15 protein-coding genes and 2 pseudogenes are annotated in these 15827 nt (G+C 52.9%); 2 read left to right on the forward strand and 15 right to left on the reverse strand.

Translation table 11 applies throughout. The annotated features are described in order from the left end of the window. Window positions 1-58: 58 nt before the first annotated feature. The 11 genes from QMG93_RS00540 to QMG93_RS00590 form a co-directional block, all read right to left on the reverse strand. Window positions 59-337 (reverse strand): aminoglycoside 6-adenylyltransferase, encoded by a 279-nt coding sequence (locus QMG93_RS00540; protein ID WP_281932953.1) that lies wholly within the window; start codon window positions 335-337, stop codon window positions 59-61. A 302-nt stretch (window positions 338-639) separates the two neighbouring features. Beyond that, window positions 640-1290, reverse strand: coding sequence for a DUF6273 domain-containing protein (locus QMG93_RS00545; RefSeq protein WP_281932954.1), 651 nt, complete (start codon window positions 1288-1290; stop codon window positions 640-642). Window positions 1291-1618: 328 nt separating this feature from the next. Further along, on the reverse strand, window positions 1619-2326 hold the full coding sequence (locus QMG93_RS00550) for a DUF308 domain-containing protein (RefSeq protein ID WP_281932955.1): 708 nt from the start codon (window positions 2324-2326) through the stop codon (window positions 1619-1621). Window positions 2327-2555: 229 nt separating this feature from the next. After that, window positions 2556-3557, reverse strand: a complete 1002-nt coding sequence (locus QMG93_RS00555; RefSeq protein ID WP_281932956.1) for a hypothetical protein — start codon at window positions 3555-3557, stop codon at window positions 2556-2558. After that, on the reverse strand, window positions 3544-4518 hold the full coding sequence (locus QMG93_RS00560) for a 3-oxoacyl-[acyl-carrier-protein] synthase III C-terminal domain-containing protein (protein WP_281932957.1): 975 nt from the start codon (window positions 4516-4518) through the stop codon (window positions 3544-3546). The genes QMG93_RS00555 and QMG93_RS00560 overlap by 14 nt, the downstream gene beginning before the upstream one ends. A gap of 35 nt (window positions 4519-4553) precedes the next feature. Further along, entirely contained in the window at window positions 4554-5726 is a 1173-nt protein-coding gene (locus QMG93_RS00565; RefSeq protein WP_281932958.1) for a radical SAM protein, read from the reverse strand. Window positions 5727-5771: 45 nt separating this feature from the next. Further along, window positions 5772-6059, reverse strand: coding sequence for an acyl carrier protein (locus QMG93_RS00570; protein WP_309299641.1), 288 nt, complete (start codon window positions 6057-6059; stop codon window positions 5772-5774). Window positions 6060-6088: 29 nt separating this feature from the next. Next, entirely contained in the window at window positions 6089-7102 is a 1014-nt protein-coding gene (locus tag QMG93_RS00575; protein ID WP_281932959.1) for a Gfo/Idh/MocA family protein, read from the reverse strand. Window positions 7103-7123: 21 nt separating this feature from the next. Then, window positions 7124-8242 carry a radical SAM/SPASM domain-containing protein gene (locus tag QMG93_RS00580; RefSeq protein WP_281932960.1) on the reverse strand — a complete coding sequence of 373 codons (1119 nt, stop codon included), beginning with the start codon at window positions 8240-8242 and terminating at the stop codon, window positions 7124-7126. Between the two features lie 152 nt (window positions 8243-8394). Continuing rightward, the gene (locus tag QMG93_RS00585; RefSeq protein ID WP_281932961.1) at window positions 8395-9204 is read right to left on the reverse strand and encodes an ABC transporter permease; all 810 of its coding nucleotides are present in this window, start codon (window positions 9202-9204) and stop codon (window positions 8395-8397) included. A 4-nt stretch (window positions 9205-9208) separates the two neighbouring features. Next, window positions 9209-10015 carry an ABC transporter permease gene (locus QMG93_RS00590; protein ID WP_281932962.1) on the reverse strand — a complete coding sequence of 269 codons (807 nt, stop codon included), beginning with the start codon at window positions 10013-10015 and terminating at the stop codon, window positions 9209-9211. Window positions 10016-10460: 445 nt separating this feature from the next. Between QMG93_RS00590 and QMG93_RS00595 the strand changes: the two are divergent. Beyond that, a pseudogene (locus QMG93_RS00595) lies at window positions 10461-10754 on the forward strand (SRPBCC domain-containing protein); the annotation flags it as partial. A 164-nt stretch (window positions 10755-10918) separates the two neighbouring features. Here the strand turns inward: QMG93_RS00595 and QMG93_RS00600 are convergent. Next, window positions 10919-12133, reverse strand: a complete 1215-nt coding sequence (locus QMG93_RS00600; protein ID WP_281932963.1) for a Kelch repeat-containing protein — start codon at window positions 12131-12133, stop codon at window positions 10919-10921. A 377-nt stretch (window positions 12134-12510) separates the two neighbouring features. On the opposite strand from QMG93_RS00600, the pseudogene QMG93_RS00605 reads away from it, so the two are divergent. After that, a pseudogene (locus tag QMG93_RS00605) lies at window positions 12511-12693 on the forward strand (polyketide cyclase); the annotation flags it as partial. A 326-nt stretch (window positions 12694-13019) separates the two neighbouring features. Here the strand turns inward: QMG93_RS00605 and QMG93_RS00610 are convergent. From QMG93_RS00610 to QMG93_RS00620, 3 genes are all read right to left on the reverse strand, one after another. Then, window positions 13020-13868 (reverse strand): hypothetical protein, encoded by an 849-nt coding sequence (locus QMG93_RS00610; RefSeq protein ID WP_281932964.1) that lies wholly within the window; start codon window positions 13866-13868, stop codon window positions 13020-13022. Between the two features lie 86 nt (window positions 13869-13954). Further along, entirely contained in the window at window positions 13955-15025 is a 1071-nt protein-coding gene (locus QMG93_RS00615) for a sensor histidine kinase (RefSeq protein WP_281932965.1), read from the reverse strand. Continuing rightward, on the reverse strand, window positions 15022-15702 hold the full coding sequence (locus tag QMG93_RS00620; RefSeq protein ID WP_281933267.1) for a response regulator transcription factor: 681 nt from the start codon (window positions 15700-15702) through the stop codon (window positions 15022-15024). The genes QMG93_RS00615 and QMG93_RS00620 overlap by 4 nt, the downstream gene beginning before the upstream one ends. Window positions 15703-15827 lie beyond the last annotated feature (125 nt).

Genomic DNA, 15827 nt, shown 5'->3' on the forward strand with positions numbered 1-15827 from the left:
AAACCGCCGTAAACAGCGGTTTTTTGCTGATATCCCTTTTTATGTCCGAAATCCTGCATTACCCGTCCAAAGACTGCGCATCCCGGGGCAGGCGTCTGACTTTTTCCACATACTTCGTTACATTGCGTTCCTCGTCCGCCGGATAGTCGTAGCTTCGGTCCGAATTGTAGGGATGGTCCCCCAGATTCGTCATATAAAAGTCAATATCGTAATCCTGCATAAAATCGACCGGGGCGTTAGGATTGACCCGCGAACCGTTCATGACGACGCATCGAATGCGCTCGTCCCCTTCGGCAAGCTGCAGGAGCTGCGCCAGTACCTCTTGTTCGTTTCTCATCGTTTAACCAACCTCCGCATTCTAATAGATGATAACGCCGTTCAAAATGTCGGCAGGAGGCGGTCCGCGTGCAAGATAAGAAACGAAGTGCACGTGAACATACGGTTAGAGCTTATCGAGCAGCTTCTTCCTATTATGCCTCTCCTTCCAAGTAAATTTCTGTAAGTCTTTTGTATATGCTCAGCTTCCTTGGGGCAAATTTCCCCAACGGGAGATCTCTTACGGCCCGGCGCTTCCTCCAACAGCGGACTATCCATTGAACTATCGTACTCCGCTAGTTTAGAGCAAATCATTCCATTTTATCATTGAAGAATAATGTTTAAAGCGGGACGCACGCCATCACGGGCGAGACTGACATCCGCATAGCTGCGAATACTACAGCTTGGACCGACGAAAAACGCACGCGAAGGCTTGTTTCCTTGTGTTCGCAGCCACCACCAGGAACAGCCAACTTCTTCGCCATTTTTGATGATATAGTTATCTTTATTCGTTTTATCATATACATATAAGCTGCATCCATCGGTTTTTTTCGTTTTGGCAAAGTCCGTTCCAACGGCGCGCCGTAAATCCTTGCCGTGTATATCAGATAAATCCTTTATCTCGGTAACGCTAAGCAAAAAAACCTTGTCCTCCGTATCCGGGCTGCCTTCTCCGTTGTCCGTGCGACATGTCGTCTTAATAAATCGCTTTTCGGCAGCATGGAATGCGGTGTTATAGAATTCATTGTTCAGCCACTCGCGCAAATCACAGTCACGCCACGTAATATCCACGCACTCGCCGTGATACCGTCTGCAGTCCAAAATGTATTCGCTCAAAATGAATAGCTCTCTACCTGAATTTCGCAGCACCCGCCACTTTATCGGCGTTCTGTCTCCGCCGTCCGCCATCTGCGGATAAGTTCCGAAAGTAATGATTTCGCCGAGCGGCGTGGAAGCAAGATTACCACTTTCCAATAAAATGTCCTCCTTTCCGTTTCTAGTTTAATTGTATAACATTTATGCAAATGCCAAGGTAAATCCGACATACCCCTGGTTTAACGCAATATCAATTCAAAAAAGTTTATAATACGTACTTTAATGTTTTACTCTAAATAAAGATAACAATTGGAGAAGTATGCGCTGCCAGGAACAAGACGCCGTCGTTGCCTTCTTTGTCAGGTATCCTTTGCGAATTGCCGGGGGATTTTTTATTTGGTTTGGAGCACAGCGGAGCGTTTTGACGGAGGGGAGGCAGCCTCCACTTGTTCGCTATTGAATCGATGGGAGGACGTTTTTCACCCTTTCACTGCCCGGTTGTCTGCGCCCGCCAATATTGACGCGTCTCTTCGTCCTTGACGACGAAGCCGAGCTTGCTTACCTCGCGGCGCAGTTCTTTGGCTTCGCCCCTTTCCTTCTTCTGAAGCGCAACTTCGCGCGCCTTCAACAGCGCGTTGACCGCAGGCGGCAAATCAGGGGTATCGAGTACCCAGCGGCGGAACTGATCCTGGTACGGGTCGCCGCCCGGCGACCAAGGATACCCGTGCTCCGTCAAAGCGCCGGCGATACGCTCGCTCGCCCAATCATAGGTCTCGCGGGCATGTTCCTCGCCGTTATTTCCAAGGATTACAAGCTGCTTGCCGTCAAGAAAGACGCTGCCGATCGTTTCTCGCATGAACTTTTGGACGGTTCCGTCTTTTTCCAACCGGATCGTTTCACCGGAGACGACCACATGCAGCGTATCTTTGATCACTTCCTCGGCGAACCAAAGGCCGGCGAGCAGACCAAGAACCGAAGTGACGATGGTCACCCACACCCCGGAGAAAGCCGTGATTAGCTTAAGCGGCCCTTGAAACGGTACCCAAGGCAAGGTCAAAGCCCACTTGGCGATCAGCGGAATGAAATACCCGAGTGCAATACCGAGGGCGGAGCAGCCCACAAAGAGCAGAATACGGACAGCGGAGGAAAAGCCGACTGCGGTCGGTTTTTGGTACGATGACCGAGAAATGTTCATAAGCTAAGACCTCCTGACTTGTTCCGGAGATGGCAGTTTGATACAAACACTGCACCCCTTACTTACCTATCGGTAAGTAAATAATATCACAAAAACCAACATTTGAAAATAATGGATGCGCAGTCCCTTCAAACCTTCCCGGCATTTCCAAAATGACCTTCCATTGCAAAAAGACCGCACTTCACAGGGAAGGCGATCTTTTGCAATATTGCGTATTCAACTTGGGAGGTTAGCCGCCTGCGCTGCGCAGCGTCAGCAGCCCGATGCCGTAGTCGGCGCTGGCAAACAGGAGCAGGACCGACTGTCCCTCCCGAAGCTGGCCTTTCGATACCGCTTCCTGCAAAGTGAGGAACGGATCGCTGCCCAAAAAATTTATTGCTTTCCTCGTTTGCCTTACATAGACAGGAATCCCGCAGCGTTCCCCGGCCTCGCCGACAGCCGTCACGAAAGAATCGGACACGTTCTGAATCACCAGCCGATCGGGTACGTTCCCCGCCGCCTCCAGCTCCCGCAGCGCTTGCTCCGCATGCCGGGCGAGCGCCAGCGTCGTCCGCTCGTAATCGGCCGTCGTCCACGCATGCATCGGGCCCTCGGGAAAGAGAGGCTCGATGCGGTTATCCACTACCTCGTAATCGCCGGCTTGGGCGTTTACTGTACAGAACACCGCCGCATCGCCTTTGATCGAGCCTGTCCAGGACGAACGGCTGAACGGATAATCCGTTCGATCCGCAATGCAGAGCAAGCCGTCCGCCCCTTCCCCATGCTCCAGCATACGCCTGCTCCAGTGAAGCGCCCTAAGGCAAGCCAGGCTTCCCGACTGTCCAAGCGTGAGAGGCAGCACCTGGCGCTGACCCAACGCGCTGGCGAGCATCATGCCCGGCGCGATGGTCAGCGGACGCTGCACGGTCTCGTGGCAGTAGCAGATCAGATCGAACTTCCGGTCCGCCCCGAAGCGGCGGTTCCCTTCCTCGCGCACGTATTCGACGGGATGCTTATCGAACACCGGAATCCGGATCGCGGGAAGCGAAGAAGCTGACGGCCCCAGCTCCATGGGCGGCCATGATGAAGACATGCCGGCATGCTCGAACAACCATTTGGGCGGACTGTCCTCCCACGGCTGTCCGGCATGCTTACAGTAGGCCTCCCAAGAGCGTTCCGCTGCGGGTACGATGCACCGAAGCCCGCCGATACACAGCTTCTTGGTGCCGCCTGCAAGATTATGAGCGCTCATGCCTTCCCCTCTCCCCGTTCACCGGCACATATTGGTGCAGGGCACAGCCGAACGTACCGGCCATGCTTACGGTCACCGTCAAATAATAATCTCCCGGCCGCAGCGCTCCGCTGGATACCGCATGCTGAAGATTGGAAGGGATGTCCGAATTGGCAATATGCCCGGTTTCCCGCATGGTGGCGTAGAAAAATAATTCCCTCGGAACCCGCAGCGCGCCGGCTACCGTCTCCCAAGCCTGCCGGTTAATATTGCCGCACACGACGAGACGAATGTCGGAAAGGGCGAACCCGGCTTCGCCAAGCGTCTCCAGCATGATCTTGCGAATACCCAAGTAGTACATCGCATGGAACTGCCGTATCCGCGACGGATCGTCGTCGTAAACCGTGCCTGCCGCTTTGTACTTCACGACAAGCGTCCGATGATCGCCGTGCTCCCGCCGGAACAAACAGGCGCTGGCGCTATCTCCGCAGATCATGAAGTCGTCGATATAGTAGAACGGATGGATGCCCAAATCGGCGGTCACAAACAGCACCGCTTTGTGCGGATCGCTGGCGAATGGAGGACCAGCCATGCGCAGCACCCAATGGAACGTCGAGCAGGAATGCTCCTCGACCGGATACAAGGGAACATCCTCCCACCGCCAGCGCCGCAGTATCGTCTTGAACAGGTTGCACTCGTGCCAGGCTACCTTCGACGTATGCGCGAACCAGATCTCCCCAAGCACGATGCCTTCCCGCACGCAGCGTTCCGCTATCGGCTCCAGCGCCCGCTCCGCCATCTCCTCCAGCGACAGGCGTCTCTCGACCGAGACCGTCTCGAACCCCATCTTCCGGTAATGCGCTTCATCCTCCTTGAAGGGGTAACCGCACTGCTCCGCATCCCTGATGACGTCGGCAATCGGTACGGTCAGTTCGGGCCGGTAGACGGAGAGACCGTCCATATGGAACCGTCCTTGCATCATCCGCCTTCTCTCCTGTCGCCGCTAGCTTGCGGCATTTATCGGCCGTAGTTATAGAGCAGCACGCATCGCGAGCAGATCGGCGTCAAGCCGAGGCCGAGCGTCTCCCGGTGCCGCCGGAAATTTTCGCCATGATACACGTCCTTCAAGTCTGCCCCGTTCAAGTCGCCGAGCGTAAACTCAGGGAAAAACTTGCACGGGTTGACCTTCCCATCCGGCATCACATCCACCCGGTTGGCAATGGCCAGGCATTGCTCCCGCTTCATCGCCGGCTTCTCGGAGCCAAGAATAAAGTCTCTGATCTCATCCCGCTCCAGCGCCGGCTGAAACCGGATTCGGCTGCTCCACACCCGCTCGTTGATCCGGTCGATCTCGGCGGTAAGCGGCTCGATATTCGATTCCGAGACGCGGAAGGAGAAGGAATGCCAGCTGTACCGCTGCTGCTGCTGCGCCGCTTCCAGCCATGGGAAGTACTGCGCATAGTAGTCGTCCATCTTCATGGCAATCTCGCTTGGGATGTACCACGGAAACACGAAGTAGACCGTGTCGACGCCGAGCTCCTCGAAGTATGCCATGAAATCGTACAGCTTCGTGACCATGGAATCGCTAATGGTCAAACTGATCGAGATCCGGCCTTGATACTCGCCGGTTCGCTGCAGGTCAAGCAGCAGCTTCACCGTTTGGACGACTTTCTTGTACGTGCCCTTCCCGCGAATGGCGTCGTTCTCCGCTTCAAAGCCGTCCAAGCTGATGAGCAGCGTCATATCCTTCGATATTTTCAGCACGGAATCCAGCTTCTGCTCCACGAGCAGTGCATTGGTACAGATGGTCGTATTACGGGGATCGCGTTCCAGCAAGTCGGCCAATTCGTCAAACTTGCTGTAATACAGAGGCTCGCCGCCCCAAAGGAACAACCGGGATTTCCGCTGGCGCGTTTGCTCCAGCAGACGTTCGAGCATGGAAAACTCAATCTCCTGATTCTTTATTTCCTTCGCCATATCATGATGGAAACCATCGCTAGCCCATTCGAAGCAGTGCTTGCAGCGCAGATTGCAGCCGTTGTTCAGCTTGATGCCGATATCCTCGGGAATATCCAGCGCGAACGTCGGATCGTGCCTTAGCGCTTTGCTTGTCACGGACATGTTGCGGATCGTCCGCTTCATATTTTGAAACGTGCTCTGGTCAAAGGTGACCTTTGTTTGCGGTTGCATGGACACCCCTCCTATCCTTCGGTGAATGTTTTTTCATGTTCGATACTAGATCGGCTGCTCTGCTGCCTGGCCGCCTGTGCTGTTTGCGACCGCCGCCCGCTCCTTTTCCAGGAAAGTCACAAAAGCTTGGACGGAGCTCAAGTGATCGATGTCGAAATTATCAAAGTCGATTTCCACATCGAAAGCATCTTCGATGGCCAGCACGAAATTGATCATTTGCAGCGAATCGAGTCCGACCTCGTTAATGATATCCGTCTCCGGCTTTAACGTGGACAGCAGCTCCGGAGACTCCTTGATTTCGCTCAAAATTTTGATCACGGTTTGCAGAATCATAAGAAACTCCTCCTCATTTAAGTTAGTGGCTAGCCTGAGACCATCGGATATCCGGGCAGCTTCGCCCTCGCCAGCGCCAGCAGCCGCTCATGCATCGCCATGCGCTCGTACGATTGAGCGATCGGCACATTGTCTTTTGTCCCGTCCAGCACCTCGCTGAAAAACGCCAATTGATTCGCGAAGTAATTTTGCGGCTCAAAGGCCAGCTTCTCCACCGACCCGGTCTGCTTATCTTGAATGCGAATGGCAATACGGTACGTTCCCATGCTCGCGCGGAAAAAATCGTCCACGGTCACAACGGCACGTTCAAATTCGAGCGTATGCCTGGAAATACCCGGCAGCTCGAAGGAGGCGACAAGCTCGGCGCGCACCTCGTCCGCGTACTCCAGCGCCGCACGAAACGTCCAATCGCAGCCGCCCGGCCCCGCAAAATCCGACTCCGCATCGCAGCCCAACGTCTCCAGCCCCAGTACCGCTTGAAGGAATTGCAGCCAATAGCAGCCGAAATCGTAGAAGGCACCACCGCCGCGTTCCGGGAAGCTGCGGTAGTTTTGCCGCTCCGGGTCCTGAAACGGAACCGAAATTTGCGATCGCACCTGCAAGAGGCGGCCGTAAGCGTTCTCGCCGACCATCCGCTTGATCTTGCTCTGCCAAGGATGGTGCTGTACCATCAGGCCTTCCAGCACGGGCAAGCCGGACGCCGCCTGCGCGTCCATCAGCCGCCGAAGCTCCTCCGTGTTCAGACAGATCGGCTTCTCCACCAGCACCGGCTTCCCGGCTTGCAGCGCTCGAAGCGTCCATTCCGTATGCAGCTCGTTGCTGAGCGCGATATAGACGAAGTCAACCTCCCCGCAGGCCAGCAGCTCCTCATAGCTGCCGAACGCGTGCGGAATGCCGTATTTGTCCGCATAGGACTCGGCTTTGGGCTTCGTCCTGCTCGCAATGGCGTGAACGCTGAGATGTTCGAGACTTTTGAGGGGCGTGAACAGCGCCCGGTCGAGGATGTGAGCGCAGCCGAGCACGCCGATTCGTTTCTTTCTCATGGGCACAACCTCGTGCTTCCTTTATTTTTCCGTCTTCGTCTTGAAGTTGAGACAGCAAGCCTGACAGATCGGGAATGAATTTTTTTTCAAATAATTGCGGTACTGCTTGTACTTCGGTCCGTTCCAAATATCGAGCAGCCGCTGCTCGTTGACGTTGCCAAGAGTCAAATCATAGAAGGCATGACAGGACGTCACGTCGCCTCTCGCATTGATCTCCGTGCTGAGCCAAGGGAACTCGCACCGCTTCTTGGCATGCGACAGCTTGTGGCTGTTTCCGCTGAAATACAGCTCGACCGTCTCCTCGGTCATGTTCTGCGGGTAGGCGTTGAAATAAACGCCCTTCTCCTTACAGTACTCCTCGATATTGCGTACCTGACGGGAGATATCCTTTGCATTCATCTCGCTAAACTCGGATAATTCGCGGACGAAGCCCTTGGAAACAGCCGCATTCGTGTCCAGATCAAAATCATCTTTCAGAATATTGCGATAATTTGCGTGATCTTCCGGCGTAATAAACGACTGAAACTCCAAACTGATATGGTCCAGCTTCGTAATATCCATGCTTTTGAAGAACAGTTCTTCCACATGCATATACGTCAGCGGGGTAATGATGAAGATCGTGCCGATCTTCGGAAACTCCTTGCCCTTCTCCTCCCGGAGCGCATGAAGCTTCTCAATGCCTGCGGTCGCTCTCTTGAACACGCCCTTGCCGCGCTGCTGGTCGTTAATCTCCTCCGGACCGTCCATCGACACCCATACGCGGTGCGGCTCATTCTCGATAATCATCTCCGCATGCTTCTCCAGCAGCGTTCCGTTGGTCGGGAAGGCGACTTGGCTTCCGTAATATTTTAATGCAGCCAGAACCTCGTCAATCTGCGGATACATCAAAGGCTCTCCGCCAAACAGATCGTAATACGGCTTGACCGGGCTGCAATCCTCGATAATTTGCTTAACCACTTTAATATCCAGCTGCGTTAACATCGTGCGTTCCTTGTAGGCGCCGTTATCGCCCCATTCATAGCACATTTTGCACCTTAGATTACAGGCCTCCAGAAGCTGCAGCCAAATCCAACGGGGCGCCGACGTACTCAAGAGCGGTGAAATCGGTGAAGCCGTGTCGTTGCGAAGTTGTACGGACATCGTCTAACCTCCTCCATTTTTCGAATCATTGTTGGTATAGGACCTGTCGATTCAGCCTGAGACTGCCTCATCTGCGGAGCCTTCCCGTCTGCGCTTGGTTCCGGACCGCATCACCTCCCTTTCGTCATTTGCTGCTTCGAACAAATGTTCCGCTACAAATTCGAGCTGCTGTATACGCCTAACGCCCGCTTCCACAGGAAGCGGACCAGCAGGAAACAGACGACCGGGGCCAAAGCGCCCCAGGCCAATTCGGCGGCGGACAGCTTGCCGAGCACCAACATCGGGGCGAAGTTCGTAATCAAAAACACCGGAACGACAAACGTCCCTATCCGCTGTATCCACTTGTTGTACATGGATGCGGGCATATTGTTGGAATCCCATACGGAGTACGAGATTTCGCTGGCGGCCGACGTATTGACGAACCAGAACGAGAGCAGCGCAGGAACGATCATAATGCAGTACGTGAGGACGGTTGCGGCCAGCAGAAAAGCCACAAATCCGGCGACATGGAGCAGCGTCAGCGGAATGCCCGCGGCGCTCCAGCCGATCGCGATCATCACGGTGCCCGCAATCATATTCGGGATCGGCATCCCGACCTCGATAACCCGCAAGGATACGAGAAATTGCAGCGAAATCGGCTTGACCATCATCAGATCGAGACTGCCCGTGCGGACGTGATCGCTGAGACGCAGGAAATTGTTAAAGAACAAGCCCATGTAAATGCCCGTCAGCCACAAATGCGTTCCCATAAACATCAGAATCGTATCCGGCGACAGCCCGTTGATCTGCACATTCGTTTTGTACACGACGACCGCATACAGCAGCTTGGCCATCAGAAACGCCGCTTCGACGAATATGCCCGTTATGAAATTAAAGCGGTATTCCATCTGGGAAATGACCGAGTTTTTGGCAAATAACGCCAGAATGTGCAAATGCCGCCGCAGTTCGGTAACGAAGTTCAAAAGCTCAGCCTCCTAGCCCCAAGTACCGTTTCATCCCGCGCTTCCAGGCCAGATGGCAGACGATCAGCATCAGACCGATCCAGATGCCTTGTCCGGCGATGCCTTGCCAAATCAGCCCGTCCGCTATTTTGCCGTTCAGGACGTTGACAGGGAAGTAAATCATATAGTGGAAGGGCAGGTAACGAAACAGTTGCTGCAGCCCTTCTCCGAATATTTCAAGCGGAAACATGCCGCCACTCATAATATTGACCAGCAGGCTGGTAACAACGAAAAAGTAGGAGATTTCCGACAACCAGAAGGCGCACGCGCAAAGGGCGTACGAGATCAAAAAGCTAAGAATGACAGACAGGCACAGGGAGAGGAAAAAAGCCAGCAATCGTTCAAGTCCGGTATGCTGCTTATAGAATGAGTTCAATGCGAAGATTAGAGCCAGTATGACGAGCAGGGAAATCGCCACATAGAGCAAGCGCTGCCCGATAAACGAGCAGATGCGGAAGCCAAAGTACGCAACCGGCTTGACAATATATTTATTCAATCCGCCGCTTTTGATATCTTCGGCGATGGCGTGCTCCATATTCGTAATGACCAGCTTGGAGACGACGGCGGCGATGACCGTATACATGATCATCTCTCGATAGGAATAGCCGAACAGACCGCTCTCTCCGGCGCTCGCATACACCGCCGTCCATATGTAGTAATGCACGACGATCGGAAATACCGCGCTGAACAGGGAGAGAAAAAAATTAAAGCGGTATTCCAGCGAGCTTTGGAAGCCGATGCGGAACGCGACGACATACTTGTGATGAGCCATGGCGCTACCTCTCGCGGAGTCCGACGATACCGTCTTCGGTCGTCAGTCCTCAATTTTGTGAATGATGGGGAGGATGTCCGGAAATGTTTGCTTGCTTGAACGACGTGCGGCTTTCGTCAAAATTTTCGGGAATCAACAATTTTTTCAGAAAAAACGTCGTTTCTACATCTTGTCATACTCAAAGCACTTGACAAATTTCGGCGTGACAAATATTACCTATTTCCCAAAAGAAAGCACCCTACAGTATGTAAAATTAACCCATTACTTTCATTCATTGTATTGAAGAGCTGGGTACTTTGTCCATAGTGCACGGGGATCAATTGTCCCCCTAGCGCTTGGCGAGAACGACGACACCTGATATCGACAGACAGCAAACGATGTAATATTGTGTCGGATGTGACATGCTATAGTACAAGAAACGGAAACGATGAAAGGAGAATGTAGGATGACAACCCTGCGTCAAGCACCGGCTGCAAAAGCGGAAATGCTGATCCGCAAACCGGTTGAAGAGGTATTCGAGGCTTTCGTCGAACCGGCGGTTACGACGCGATTCTGGTTCACCAAAAGCAGCGGAAGGCTGGAAGCCGGCAAAAGCGTCCGGTGGGATTGGGAAATGTACGGCGTTTCTACCAACGTCCATGTCAAAGAAATTGAGGAGAACCGGCGCATTCTCATCGAATGGGAGGCGTCTTACGGCTATACCACGGTCGAATGGATCTTTACCCGCCGGGTTGAAAATTAGCATTTTCCTAGAATTAAGAACACTCGTTCTTTATCCATCGACTTCATGCTTACAAGAGGCTGTTTCGTGGATTAATTCAACATGGTTTTCTATTATTTTTCCACATACCTAAAGAACCGAAACAAAGCTGCTTCGGCTCTTTAAATATATTATCTTTGAGATTAATACTCATTTACTTCAAAAGTGATGATCTTATTATAAATCATATACTCTTTTCGACTAAAAAATGGTCCCTTATTATTTTCATGCTTATCAATAGCAAACGATGCAGGACCAACACCTGCTGCCTTGTTTTCATACCAAGTAATGAATGAATTAACTTCTGTCATGGATAGATCGTATTCTTTCTGAATACCTTCATCTAATGTAATTTCCAGAATCGCTCTTTTATTAGTTTGTGGCGGGGGTGTTCCATCATCGGAATATGTGTATTTCTCAACACTATTAACTGCATATCCATTGGATCCACCAATTGCGTATATACTATTATTGAGAGCTACTGCTCCTAGTCCAGTCCTTTTCACATTCATTTGGGGTACAGATTGCCAATTATCCGTGATTGGATCATACATCTCTACAATATTAAGTGGCTGATACCCAGGGTCAGTAATTCCGCCAATTGCAAAAATCTTCCCGCCAATTTGAGCAACTGCTAGCGTGTCTCTTGCTGTCGGCATATTTTTCTTCAAGGTCCATTCATTAGTGTTAGGATCATACACTTGGACAGTATTTGAGACAGAACCAATCCCTCCACCACCAATAGCATATAATTTACCATTGTATACCGTTAACCCAACACCATTTAATGCTATTTTCATATCAGCTTTGCTTTGCCAAGTATCCGTAACAGGATCGTACATTTCTACTGTTCCTAATATGTTAGACGATGTGTTTGTTCCACCGACAACATATATTTTCCCATTCAAAGCAACTGCACTATTCCAATCTCTTGCAGTTGGCATGTTTTTCTTGGTGTTCCAAGTGTCATTTATAGGGTCGTATTCTTCGACAGTATTAAGGCTTTGTCCAGAATTGTGGGCCCATGCCTCCCCTGTATAACCCCCAAATACATATATTTTGTTATTTACAGTTGCGACAGCAAAAGCACTTCTTGCCGTTGACATACTTTTTTTAGGTGTCCACGTATTGGTAGATGGGTCATATTCTTCAACAGTATTAGTTGGAATACCATTAAAATCCTGCCCGCCAATAGCATAAATCTTACCGCTAACTACAGCTGTTCCGATAGCCGCCTTTTTTGAACTCATTTCCTTGACCAAAACCCATTCATTTGCCGCATAAATAGAAGTCGGTACGAAAAATAAAGCTAATAATAATAACTGATAGACCATAAATTTCTTCAACTTAATACTCATTCTTTTTCCACCTTTGATTTGTATTTTTTTCGGAATGAACGACTACTTTCGACATAATAATATCTATTAATTACCATCACTGTCCAAACAAATTAACCCTTATTATGGACATTCTGGTTTATTGATCTATTTCAGCAGAACAAAATAAGTAAGTTGATATCATCTCAAAGTGCCGGCTCCAGATTGGTACCAATTAATTTGTCTACACGGTGTGCCCAACTTGATCTCCCGTCTGTTGAGTTTGAAAAGAAAGCACCCTGTGTAAGACTTGTTAACACAAGGTTTTGCCCATGTGGGGTTCAACGTTATAAATTCTACAGAGCTAATAATTATCAGCATGTTTTTTTGAAAATAGACTTTAGTTTAAAGTTGCGGTCGAAACGTTCGTGACGGTAACGAACACAGGGTTTCAAGGAGATGGGGATGACATCGTCAAGCAAGCGATTGGCTCGACTGAGGGGTTTACGATCGTACTGTGTGGACTGAAGGCACTTCTTGAGCACAATATCGTCTTGCATCTGGTGTCGGATAAAGCTCCCGACGCCCATGTGAATCGATAAAGCCGACTTTGCTGTGACAGACAGCGCGTAGAGCATCCCGATAAAAACAAAACCGATTCGGCCTCTGCGAATCGGTCTTTGGGCTATTGAGAAAGGTTTTTGACAAGAATAGAGAAACATACGGAGGTGGGGTATCTACTGGAGGAGCGATAGCGTTCGCCTTTGTCTGCGGGAAATATCCGCTGCTAAGCGGCTTCTAACAAAAATTTCCTGCAGACCCGGGGCCCCCGCAAAGTACTCGGCCTAAGCTTCCCTGATTCAACTTCACTTTGTGGGGTGGAGCAGCGACCGGAAGTAGCCCCCCCCCTCGTACCCCTCTATTCCCCTCAATTGGCCACTTTCACAACAAAAGGAACGGTGAACACCTTGCCTTCATGCTGGAACTGACCCCACAGCTTGTATACGCCGCTTTTCGGAAAGTTCGTCATGAACTTGGCGTCCGGCCCGGAGGCCTTCTCCTCCATCGGGTGAACGTGCAGATACTGCTCGGCATCGGCGCTCAAAATAACCACATGTCCGACCGCGCCGAGATAAGGCTGAAGATTCGTCACCGGCTGCTTCGAAGCGGCGTCGCGAATCGTGAAAGTCAGATTCGCATCCATTCCCGCCATCAGATGATCGATCGCAAGCGTGACTTCCTTGCCGTCCACCGTCTTGACCAGCGCGGACTCGGGTTCGATCACCGCGGTCGCGGGCGCATCGCCCTGCACGCTGATCCACTGCGTCTGCGTCATCGTTCCTTGGCCTGTCGGCACAAAGTCCGCAATCAGCTTATAATCGCCGCCGCCCAGAAACTGCGTCGTGATGTCGAAGCGGCCTCCGCCCTTATAGTCGGGATGAATGTGGTTGAAGAACGACAGGTCTTTGCTGACGACGATCAAGTGAAGCTTTTTCTCGTGCGTAATGTCGAAGTTTTCCACCGGCTTGTTGTTTTTGTCCGTGATCTGAATCGTGAGCGGGGTATCGCTTCGTGCCTGCGGCTTCTCCGGCGTCAGCTTGAAGGTCGTGACGACCTCGGCGCTCTTCGGCGCTTCGGACGCCCCACCTCCGTGATTGCCGTGTCCGGCTTCTTCCTTTGGAGCCTCCTTCGGGGCCGAGGTTTCTTTCCCCTGCTGGCCGCATGCGCTTAGCAGCAGCGCCGCACCCAGCAATGTCGCAATGGCTGCTTTTTTCATAAATACCCTCCTGTTTTCTCTCGGTTGTATTTAGTGTAAGGGAAGCTTTTGAAGATCTTGTGAAGATTATCACTCTCCGCCGCGCTTTAACCCGGAAAACAAATCCGCACCGCCGTCCCTCGGCCGACCTCGCTCTCGATTTCCATGCGTCCGCCGTGCGCTTCCGCCAGTCTCCGGGCGATGGTCAGCCCGATGCCGCTACCTCCCGTACTGCGATTCCGCGACTTGTCCGTACGGTAGAACCGCTCGAACACATAAGGCAGTTCCTCGGCGGAAATGCCGATCCCGGTATCCGCGACGACGACCCGCGCCTCGTCATTGGCGTGCTCCACCGTCACCTCGACCTGGCCTCCGGATGGCGTGTACTTCCAGGCGTTGCTGAGCACATTAGCCAAAATTTGCCCGATCCGCCGCCGGTCCGCTTGGACAAGCACCGGTTGTGCTGGAACAGCGAACCGTAGGGCAACTTCTTTTTGCGCAAAAGCGGCTTTGACGGTCTCCACGCTCTGAGCGGTGATGGCCGACAAATCTTCTGTCTGGAGGCGAAGCCGAAAATGAGGCGAGTCCATCTGCGTCAGCTGCTCCAAATCGCCGACCAGATGACTCAGCCGCTCGACCTCCTCATGACATGCCGCGAGCCGGACCTGCGTCGGCTCCCAGACGCCGTCCATCATCGCTTCCATATGGCTCTTCAAAGTGGCCAGCGGGGTGCGAAGCTCATGGGCGACGTCAGCCGTCATCGTCTTCCGCAGGCGCTCCTGCTTCTCCAATTGCGCAGCCAGCGCGTTAATCGCCTGTGCCAAGTCGGCCAGCTCGTCGTTCCCGCGAACCTCCGTGCGGGCCTCCAGCTCGCCCCCGGCCATGCGGACCGCCATCGCTTTCATCGCCATGAGCGGCGCAGCCATCCGTTTCGCCGCGTACAAGCCGGCCAAGGCCGCCAAAACAATGCCTCCGGCGGCAATCCAGACGACCGACTGGACAATCGCCTGCTCCAGATGCGCGTTGAACGTCACCATATCCGCGCTCGCCGCCGCCTGCTGCTGATACATCACAAAATGGCGATGCGCTTGCACCAGCAGCACCGTGAGCGCCATGATCAAAATCCCGCACGTTAATCCGATAAACACGAGCGCAAATCTGGCATACAGCCCTCTCACGGCCAAGCCCCTCCGGCAAACCGGTACCCTGCGCCGTACACCGTTACGATATACCGCGGCGCTTTCGGCACCGGCTCGATCTTCTGCCGCAAGTTTTTGACATGCTGATCTATCGTGCGCTCGTCGCCTTCGAAGTCGAAGCCGAGCACCTTCACGATCAGCTCGTCTCTCGTGAAGCAGCGCTCCGGGTGACGGGCAAGCGTAAGCAGCAGCTTGTATTCGTTGGGCGTCAGAGCAACCGGATCGCCATCCTTGTATACTTCGCGCTTTAACGTGAGAATAACCAGCTCGCCGTCACCGAACGCCATCCGGTCCGCCAGCAAAGCGTCGTCCTGCGTGCGGCGCAGGATCGCCCGGACCCGGGCGGCCACCTCCCGCGGACTGAACGGCTTCAGCACGTAGTCGTCCGCGCCGATGGACAACCCAGTCACCCGGTCGTTCTCGGACACCTTGGCCGTCAGCATCAAGACCGGCAGCGAGGACCTTTGCCGGATACGCCGGCATACCTCCTCGCCGGACATATCGGGCAGCATCAGGTCCAGGATGACGAGATCGACCGCCTCCCGCTCCAGCACGTCCAACGCTTCCGAGCCGCTCGCGGACTCCAGCGTGCGGTACCCGTCCTTTTGCAAATACGAAGCGACGACATCCCTGATTTTCGCCTCGTCGTCGACCATGAGAATCGTCTTGTTCACCGCGGCTTTGCAGCTCCTTTCCGATTCCTCCGTATTCACCGAAAGAAGGGCGCCCGGTAACCGGGCACCCGCCTTCCGCTCTACCTGCAAGTCCGGTGAATAACTGG

This window comes from Paenibacillus tyrphae (assembly GCF_027925525.1).
Classification (GTDB): domain Bacteria; phylum Bacillota; class Bacilli; order Paenibacillales; family NBRC-103111; genus Paenibacillus_G; species Paenibacillus_G tyrfis_B.

Excerpts from the sequence above, each read along its gene's own strand:
- QMG93_RS00540 (WP_281932953.1), bottom strand. The coding sequence starts at position 337 with ATGAGAAACGAACAAGAGGTACTGGCGCAGCTCCTGCAGCTTGCCGAA.
- QMG93_RS00550 (WP_281932955.1), bottom strand. The coding sequence starts at position 2,326 with ATGAACATTTCTCGGTCATCGTACCAAAAACCGACCGCAGTCGGCTTT.
- QMG93_RS00555 (WP_281932956.1), bottom strand. The coding sequence starts at position 3,557 with ATGAGCGCTCATAATCTTGCAGGCGGCACCAAGAAGCTGTGTATCGGC.
- QMG93_RS00560 (WP_281932957.1), bottom strand. The coding sequence starts at position 4,518 with ATGATGCAAGGACGGTTCCATATGGACGGTCTCTCCGTCTACCGGCCC.
- QMG93_RS00565 (WP_281932958.1), bottom strand. The coding sequence starts at position 5,726 with ATGCAACCGCAAACAAAGGTCACCTTTGACCAGAGCACGTTTCAAAAT.
- QMG93_RS00570 (WP_309299641.1), bottom strand. The coding sequence starts at position 6,059 with ATGATTCTGCAAACCGTGATCAAAATTTTGAGCGAAATCAAGGAGTCT.
- QMG93_RS00575 (WP_281932959.1), bottom strand. The coding sequence starts at position 7,102 with ATGAGAAAGAAACGAATCGGCGTGCTCGGCTGCGCTCACATCCTCGAC.
- QMG93_RS00580 (WP_281932960.1), bottom strand. The coding sequence starts at position 8,242 with ATGTCCGTACAACTTCGCAACGACACGGCTTCACCGATTTCACCGCTC.
- QMG93_RS00590 (WP_281932962.1), bottom strand. The coding sequence starts at position 10,015 with ATGGCTCATCACAAGTATGTCGTCGCGTTCCGCATCGGCTTCCAAAGC.
- QMG93_RS00600 (WP_281932963.1), bottom strand. The coding sequence starts at position 12,133 with ATGAGTATTAAGTTGAAGAAATTTATGGTCTATCAGTTATTATTATTA.
- QMG93_RS00610 (WP_281932964.1), bottom strand. The coding sequence starts at position 13,868 with ATGAAAAAAGCAGCCATTGCGACATTGCTGGGTGCGGCGCTGCTGCTA.
- QMG93_RS00620 (WP_281933267.1), bottom strand. The coding sequence starts at position 15,702 with ATGGTCGACGACGAGGCGAAAATCAGGGATGTCGTCGCTTCGTATTTG.